The 8052-nt window shown below is 65.4% G+C and carries 8 protein-coding genes; 5 read left to right on the forward strand and 3 right to left on the reverse strand.

Annotation, left to right across the window (positions count from 1 at the left end):
• Nucleotides 1–278 (reverse strand): acyl-CoA dehydrogenase family protein (locus tag B3873_RS11505; protein WP_286866141.1); only part of this gene is annotated, 278 nt, incomplete at its 3' end.
• Nucleotides 279–544: 266 nt separating this feature from the next.
• On the opposite strand from B3873_RS11505, the gene B3873_RS11510 reads away from it, so the two are divergent.
• The 3 genes from B3873_RS11510 to phaP all read left to right on the forward strand — a co-directional run bounded on the left by B3873_RS11510 (nucleotide 545) and on the right by phaP (nucleotide 2901).
• Nucleotides 545–751, forward strand: a complete 207-nt coding sequence (locus tag B3873_RS11510; RefSeq protein WP_034331418.1) for a DUF3717 domain-containing protein — start codon at nucleotides 545–547, stop codon at nucleotides 749–751.
• 133 nt (nucleotides 752–884) lie between these two features.
• Nucleotides 885–2093 (forward strand): patatin-like phospholipase family protein, encoded by a 1209-nt coding sequence (locus B3873_RS11515; RefSeq protein ID WP_286866142.1) that lies wholly within the window; start codon nucleotides 885–887, stop codon nucleotides 2091–2093.
• A 238-nt stretch (nucleotides 2094–2331) separates the two neighbouring features.
• A complete protein-coding gene (gene phaP, locus B3873_RS11520) occupies nucleotides 2332–2901 on the forward strand; it encodes a TIGR01841 family phasin (protein WP_006463404.1) in 570 nt (189 codons plus the stop codon).
• Nucleotides 2902–2978: 77 nt separating this feature from the next.
• On the opposite strand, the gene B3873_RS11525 is transcribed toward phaP, so the two are convergent.
• Nucleotides 2979–4586 (reverse strand): NAD(P)/FAD-dependent oxidoreductase, encoded by a 1608-nt coding sequence (locus B3873_RS11525; RefSeq protein WP_286866145.1) that lies wholly within the window; start codon nucleotides 4584–4586, stop codon nucleotides 2979–2981.
• 244 nt (nucleotides 4587–4830) lie between these two features.
• On the opposite strand from B3873_RS11525, the gene B3873_RS11530 reads away from it, so the two are divergent.
• Both B3873_RS11530 and B3873_RS11535 read left to right on the forward strand, forming a co-directional pair.
• Nucleotides 4831–5808 (forward strand): bifunctional helix-turn-helix transcriptional regulator/GNAT family N-acetyltransferase, encoded by a 978-nt coding sequence (locus tag B3873_RS11530; RefSeq protein ID WP_286866146.1) that lies wholly within the window; start codon nucleotides 4831–4833, stop codon nucleotides 5806–5808.
• 220 nt (nucleotides 5809–6028) lie between these two features.
• Nucleotides 6029–6364, forward strand: coding sequence for a YXWGXW repeat-containing protein (locus B3873_RS11535; RefSeq protein ID WP_039790307.1), 336 nt, complete (start codon nucleotides 6029–6031; stop codon nucleotides 6362–6364).
• On the opposite strand, the gene mnmC is transcribed toward B3873_RS11535, so the two are convergent.
• On the reverse strand, nucleotides 6339–8052 hold a 1714-nt coding region (gene mnmC, locus B3873_RS11540; protein WP_286866147.1), incomplete at its 5' end, for an FAD-dependent 5-carboxymethylaminomethyl-2-thiouridine(34) oxidoreductase MnmC. The two genes, B3873_RS11535 and mnmC, sit on opposite strands and share 26 nt — an antisense overlap.

Genomic DNA, 8052 nt, shown 5'->3' on the forward strand with positions numbered 1-8052 from the left:
TCGGCGGCGGAGATCAGCCGAAACACCTCGGCCACCGTCTGCCATGACGCGCCGATACCGCCATGGGAGCGCGGCACGGTGATGGCCCACAGGCCGCTGTGCGAGAAGCGTTCGATCTGGTCGAACGGCAGGATGCGCTCACGGTCGCGCTCGGCGGCGCTCCGGGCGAACTCGGCGGCCAGCTCGGCGGCAACCTGCAGTGCCTGCGCTTCGCTGGTAATGCGCTGGGCCTGGCGCAGGCCGGGACGGCGGACGGTTTCTAGGATGTGCGCGGACATGAACCACTCCTGAGGGATAGTACGGGCAGCGCCGAATGGCGCCCGCGAGGGGTCTCATTAGAGCAAAGCGAGGGAGGAATCCGAACGAAGCATTGCGCATGTGCTTGCTTGTTTTTTGCATGCTGCAGAGCGCGCAGATGCTTATGCGGAAATTGCATGGCGGCCCGGCAAGCCCGGCCATACTGTGTTTTCAACCAGTACCGGCGGCTGAAATGGAGTAGAATGCGCCGACGTTTTACCTTACGTCTTTATCAAGAAATACCGCCATGCTCACCCTCACCGAACTCGAAGATGCAATCAACTACTGGCGCCACCAGCGCCCGGCCAGCGGAGAGGAGTGCGCACTGTCCCCGGAAGTCAATGCCCTGGCGGGCCTGTACGCGATGATGATTTTCCATCGCCGCCATGAAGTGGACCTGGAGCAGATCGATGCCCAGGCGCGCCAGCTGATCGAGGCCTGGCTGGCCAGCTGAACTGCAGGTTTTTCGTACGTCCGCGTACAGTGACGGTCACTTCCGTGTAAGCGCGTTATCCTAGACTCCTGCTGTTGTTGCAGAACCTTCACGTTGTTGCCGGATCCATCCGGTATCCCTGAAAGGAAGAACGATGCGCAAGGATCAGGATCAGTCGCCGCCCTCCCCCCGCCGCAAATCCGCCACCGCTGCCGTGGCCGCCAAGCCGCGCGTGGCGCTGGTGCTGCAGGGAGGCGGTGCGCTGGGTGCCTACCAGGCCGGGGTCTACCAGGCCCTGCACGAGAATGACCTGACCCCCGACTGGGTGGTCGGCACCTCCATCGGTGCCATCAACGCCGCCTTGATTGCGGGCAACCCGCGCGAGACCCGCATCGCCCGCCTGCGCGAATTCTGGGAGACGGTGGCGCATCCGGACGTGTTCGACCTGCGCCAGGTCCCGGACGCCTTGCGCCCCTGGGCCACCCGCCTGACCACGCTCGATACGTTTCTGCGCGGCACGGCCGGCTTCTTCCGGCCGCGTCCGCTGAACCCCTTTGCGCTGGGGCTGCCGGTGCCCCCCGACGAAGCCAGTTTCTACAGCACCGCCGAGCTGGGCGAGACGCTGTCGCGTCTGGTCGACTTCGATTACCTCAACGGTCCCTCCGGCATCCGCATGACGGTCGCGGCGGTCAAGGTCACCTGTGGCACGCTGGTCAATTTCGATTCGCGCCAGCGGCCGCTGGGACCGGAACATGTCATGGCCAGCGGCGCCCTGCCCCCGGGCTTTGCGCCGGTGCGCATCGACGGCGAGCTGTACTGGGATGGCGGGTTGTATTCCAATACGCCGCTGGAAGCCGTCTTGAACGATGAGCCGCGTACCAACCTGCTCTGCATGATGGTCGACCTGTGGCATGCCGACGGACCGGAGCCGCGTACCCTGGAAGAGGTGCAGACGCGCGAAAAGGATGTCACCTTCGCCTCCCGTTCACAGCGCCACATCGATGCCTATCTGCAGCAATACAAGCTGCGCCGCGCGGCTCACGCGCTCTACAAGCGCCTGCCCCCCGACATGCTGACCCAGCAGGACCGCCAGATGATGGCCGAGCTGGGTGCCGACAGCACCATCCACATCGTGCGGCTGGCCTATGCCGGGCGCGACTGGAACATGGCCTCCAAGGACGTCAACTTCGCCAAAGGCTCGGTCATGTGGCGCTGGGAGCAAGGCTACCAGGATGGCCTGCGTGCCATTGCGCTGGGCAAAGGCTGTCCGTTTTCCGAGAGCGATACCGGCATCGTGGTTCATGACCTCCCCAGCGGCGACACCCACGTCCGCCCGGAGAAAACGACCGAACGTTCGGCTTGATCGCCCGCAAAGCCGCTGCTGGTGCGGCGTAGCAAAATGTCCACGCGGCGGATTATTTTTTGTGCGCCGCACAAATAACACTTGATTTCACCAAAGAAGTGCATAAAATAAGAATTGTTGCGGCGCACAAATCATGATTGTTGATTGATTCTGGTCGAAAGCCGCGCTCGAACGCCGATTGTTTTGATCGTCACGCTCGTCGGCAAGCTCATTTGTTCATATCACCTAGGAGATGCACATGTTTTCGTACCAAGATCAGTTTTCCGCCGCCACCAAGGCCAACCTGCAAGCCCACCTGGACCTCATCAACAACCTGACCGCCAAGGCCTTCGAAGGCGTGGAAAAGATCGTTGAACTGAACCTGTCGGCCACCAAGGCCACCCTGGAAGAAGCCACCGCTGCCGCCAAGCAGCTGGCCGCCGCCAAGGACCCGCAGGAACTGCTGTCGCTGGCCGCCGCCCAAGCCCAGCCGGGCGCTGAAAAGGCCACCGCCTACAGCCGTCACCTGGCCGGTATCGTGTCCTCGACCCAGGCTGAATTCACCAAGGCTGCCGAAGCCCAGATCTCCGAAACCAGCCGCAAGCTGTCGGCCCTGATCGACGAGATCAGCAAGAATGCGCCCCCGGGTTCGGAGCAAGCCGTCTCGATCCTGAAGGCCACCCTGACCAACGCCAACGCTGCCTACGAGCAACTGTCCAAGAACTCCAAGCAAGCTGTCGAAACGCTGGAAGCCAACCTGGCCAACGCGACCAAACAGTTCACCGCTGCTGCTGAAAAGACCGTCGCTTCGGCACGCGCCAAGAAGTAATCTTCACTTCAGGCCGTAAAAACAAAACGCCGCCCCGGGTCACCGGAGCGGCGTTTTGCTTTGGGCGGTCCGGGGGATCAGCCCTGCGCCACCATATCCAGCGCCAGCGCTTCGGCCACGCGGATGCCGTCGATGGCCGCCGACATGATCCCGCCCGCATAACCGGCGCCTTCACCGGCCGGATACAGGCCCTTGGTGTTGAGGCTCTGCAGGGTGTGGTCATCGCGCTTGATGCGGATGGGGGAGGAGGTGCGCGTCTCGATGCCGGTCAGCACGGCGTCATGCATGGAGTAGCCACGGATCTGCTTTTCGAAAGCCGGCAGCGCCTCGCGGATGGCATCGATGGCATACGTGGGCAGCGACGGGTTGAGGTCGCCCAGCGTCACGCCCGGCTTGTAGGACGGCTCCACGCTGCCCAGCTGGGTAGAGGGACGATTGGCGATGAAGTCGCCCACCAGCTGCCCCGGCGCATTGTAGTTGCCGCCGCCGAGTTCGTAAGCGCGGCTTTCCCACTCGCGCTGGAAGGCGATGCCGGCCAGCGGATGGCCCGGATAGTCGGCCGGCGAGATGCCCACCACGATGCCGCTGTTGGCATTGCGCTCGTTGCGGGAATACTGGCTCATGCCGTTGGTGACCACGCGGCCCGGTTCGGAGGTCGCCGCCACCACCGTACCGCCCGGGCACATGCAGAAGCTGTAGACCGAACGGCCATTGGAGGCGTGGTGCACCAGCTTGTAGTCGGCCGCGCCCAGGATGGGATGGCCGGCACCGGGACCGAAGCGGCACTTGTCGATCAGCGACTGCGGGTGCTCGGCGCGGAAGCCGATCGAGAACGGCTTGGCCTCGATGTAGACACCGCGCTCGTAGAGCATCTCGAAGGTATCGCGGGCGCTGTGGCCGATGGCCAGCACCACGTGGTCGGCTTCGATCTGTTCGCCGGTGTTCAGGGTCAGGCCACGGATCTGGCCGTCTTCGATCAGCACATCCTCGACGCGCTGCTCGAAGCGGAATTCGCCGCCCAACTTCTCGATCTTCTCGCGCATGAGCTGGATCATCTTGACCAGGCGGAAGGTACCGATGTGGGGCTTGCTGACGTACATGATTTCGGGCGGCGCATCGGCGGCCACGAATTCGGCCAGCACCTTGCGGCCATAGTGCTTGGGATCCTTGACCTGGCTGTAGAGCTTGCCATCGGAGAAGGTCCCGGCCCCGCCCTCACCGAACTGCACGTTCGATTCCGGTTTCAATTCGCGCTGGCGCCACAGGCCCCAAGTGTCCTTGGTGCGCTCGCGCACGGTCTTGCCGCGTTCCAGGATGATGGGATTGAAGCCCATCTCGGCCAGGATCAGTGCCGCAAAAAGACCGCAGGGACCGAAGCCGATCACCACCGGACGCTTCCTGATGGTGGCCGGGGCACGGGTGACGAAGTGGTAGGAGGTGTCGGGCGTGGGGCCGACATTGGTGGTCTTGGCATGGCGCGCCAGGACCGCGGCCTCGTCCTTCACCTCGACGTCGATGGTGTAGTTCAGGGTGATGGCCGTCTTCTTGCGGGCATCGTAGCTGCGGCGAAACAGCGTGAAGGACAGCAGTTCCTCGGCCGGGATGCCCAGGCGATCGAGGATGGCGGCGTTCAGTTCGTCTTCCGTATGGCTCAACGGAAGGGTCAGTTCAGAGATGCGCAACATGTGCGGGGACTTTCAACAAGACTGGGGATGCAGGAGGTGGCGCAGGCCACGATGGCCGGTGTGCTCACGGCGGAAGGCTGCGCGAAAGGCGACATTTTACTCCAGCCCGGCAGGCACTCCCAGCCCGGCCCCGCCAGTTGCGCAGGTGCGACAGCCAGCATGGCCCACGCCATCAAACAAGTTGCATAACGCAATCATCTGGCGCAGCATTGCTTGCACTTCGCAACCATTACCGGATCTTGCCATGGACTATGACGGCCTGCACTCTCCCCCGCGCGACCAGACCATCCGCCAGTTGCGCGAGCTGTCGCGCAAGCTGGTGCGGGAACTGGGCTTCATGCGCAGCACCCTGGCCGGCAGCGACCTGGCGCCCTCGGCGGTGCACGCGCTCATCGAGATCGGACTCAAACCCGGCCTGCAGGCGCGCGAGCTGGGCGAGCTGCTGTACCTGGACAAATCCAACACCAGCCGCCAGCTGGCCAAGCTGGAAGCGCTCGGGCTGGTGCGGCGCAGCCCGGTGCCGGGCGACGGGCGCGCCTACAGTCTGGCGCTGACCGATGAGGGGCAGGCGCTGCGCAAGAAGATCGACAAGTTCGCCACCGACCAGGTCTCCGGTGCCCTGCGGCGCATCCTGCCGGAAGACCAGCAGGGCCTGGTGCGGGCGCTGGCACTGTATTCCGAGGCCCTGTCGCGCGACAACCCCAATGCAGCAGCTCGCCCGGCCAGAGGCGCGGCATCGGAATTGAGCATCGGCTACCAGCCCGGCTGCATCGGCGATATCGCCAGCCTGCATGCGCGCTACTACGCCGCGGCGGCCGGCTTCGGGGTGTTCTTCGAACACAAGGTGGCCAGCGAACTGGGCAGCTTCGCACAAACCCTGCCCCAGGCCGGCAAGCAACTCTGGACCTACGTCGAACACGGGCGCTGCCTGGCCTCCATCGTGATCGATGGCGACCTGCAGCACCGCCAGGCGCACCTGCGCTGGTTCATCGTCGACGACAGCCTGCGCGGCAGCGGCGTGGGACGGCGCTTGCTGGAACAGGCCATGGCCTTTGTCGATGCCCATCGCCTGGCCTGTTATTTGTGGACCTTCCAGGGACTGGATGCGGCACGCCACCTGTATCTGTCGGCCGGCTTCGAACTGGTGGAGGAATCGCCGGGTGAGCAATGGGGAAGCCGCGTGGTGGAGCAACGCTACGAGCGCCCGGCGCGCAGGAAATGAGCGGTGCAGGGCGCGCGGCATGTATCGGTATGCCGCGATTTGTTACCGGATTCGCCCGCGCTGCGCTGCCTTCGGGGCTGCCATACGCAGCGGTGGCAGGCGCGGACACAACTGGAAACACAACATTACAGTCTTAAAGAAGCCCGGCTCCTACAGTGGTTTTCACAGCGCGGCCCCGCTTGCGCTGCATCCACGCATCACCACCTTGCAGGAGTCCAACATGAAAACCAAGACCACTCGCCTCGCCTTCGCCCTTCTCACGACCCTGTCCGCGCTCGGTGCCACCGCAGCCCTGGCCCCTGCCGCGCAGGCGCAGGTGGTCGGCGTCGATGTGCGCATCGGCACACCACCGCCCGCCCCGCGTTATGAAGTGGTACCCGCCCCGCGTCACGGCTATGCCTGGGCACCCGGCTACTGGGCCTGGAACGGCCATCGTCACATCTGGATCGGCGGCCACTGGGAACGCGTGCGCCGCGACTACGCCCGCTATGAACCGGCCCACTGGCAACCGGGTCCGGGTGGCTGGGTATTCATTCCGGGTCACTGGGTGCGTTGAGGCCGATCGCTGAATCCGCGCCGAAACGGGCCGGGTCCAGCGCCGCCACCAATTCGCGCGGCAGCGGCAAGGGCTCACGCTCGATCATCGCGGCCAGCAACTCGGCCATCAGCGGTGCCCAGATCAGGCCGCGCGAGGCATAGCCCAACAGGCCATAGACCCCCGTCTCACGCGGCAAGGCACCGACCAGCGGCAAGCGGTCCGGCGCGATGCAGCGCTGACCGACCCGCCCAGGAAGATCCGCATCCGCCTGCGGCAGCGACATGTGTGCCGCGATCTGCGGCAGCATGTGCTGCAGGCGCGCCAGGTTCTCGGCATGGCTGTCGGCACGCAGGGCAGGATCGTCGAAGCGATCATAGCTGGCCCCCATGCACACCTGCCCGGCATAGGGGCGCGTGAGGTAACCGTCACCACACAGCGCATGCGGCAAATCGGGGAAGCCTGTTGCCGGCAGGTGCGTGACCTGGCCGCGTACTGCATTGAGCGGCAAACCCGCCGCCTGCTCCAGCACGCGCGCCTGCGCGCCCGCTGCGAGAATCACCACCGGCGCTTGCGCGATCAGCAGGCCAGCGGCATCGAGCGCCTGCCATTGACCGTCCACGCGTACCAGACGGGCGACGGCGCGATTGAAATGCGTGCGCACCTCGCCTTGCGACTGCGCCACCGCCAGCATGCGGCGGCACACCGACGGCGGATTGAGCCAGCCCGCTTCCGGGAAGAAATAGCCGCCGCCCATGGTCGGCATGCCCAGTGCGCTTGCCGTCTCACCGGCGGACATCCAGCGCGCATAACGCGACGGATACTGCCACTCCTGCGCGCCCTGCTCGAAGGAGATCGCCTGCTTGGCATCGCGGCCGAACTGCAGGATGCCGCAGCGCTCGCCACGAATGGCAGCATGATCGTCCAGACCGACCCCGCCCAGATCATCGAGACGCTGCGAGGCAAACAGAAAAGCCGCACGCGTGAGCCGCGCCAGCGGGCTGTCATCGCGTGCCAGTGCCGGCATGAAAAGACCACCGTGATTGCCAGAAGCGCGGGTGGCCACCTCCGGGCCCGCATCGATGAGATCGACGCGCCAGCCGCGTGCCGTGAGCCGCTCGGCCGCAGCGGTTCCGGCCAGCCCGGCCCCGATCACCAGCGCCTGCCGTGCATGCGGCAGATCGCGCCGCAACGGCGTATCGGAGGCCGCCACATGCGTGGCCGGACGCGCCCAGGCCGGTGCATAACGCAAGGCCAGCGCACCGTCACGCGCTTCTCCATGGAAACCGACCTGGCGCATCGCCGCCGCCAGCGCCACATCCGCCGCCGCACCGAACACCAGCGCCCGCGCCCCGGTCCAGGCCAACCGCGCCAGGCGCTTGCAGGCATGTGCATGCCAGGATGGCGCGGCGGGATCGAAGCGGGTCGGGTCGGCATGCAGGTAGAACAGGTCTACCGGCGCTTCCAGCCGGGCCAGCTCTTCTTCCAATGCACCCCAGATCAGGGTCAGCGTGACGCGGCCTTCATCGAGCAAGAGCCGATGCGTCCCCGGCAAGGGCAGCGGCCATGCAGCGCGCAAGGCCTGTGCATAAGTCAAGTCTTCGGAGAGGACTTCCGCGGACGGCGGATGCGGCAGGATCGCAATGTAGTGCAGATGCACCGCGCCCTCCCCTCGCGCGCGCTGGCGGGCGAAGGCATGCCAGGGGGCG

The sequence above is a fragment of the Herbaspirillum sp. UBA812 genome, assembly GCF_002296545.1.
GTDB lineage: Bacteria > Pseudomonadota > Gammaproteobacteria > Burkholderiales > Burkholderiaceae_D > Herbaspirillum > Herbaspirillum huttiense.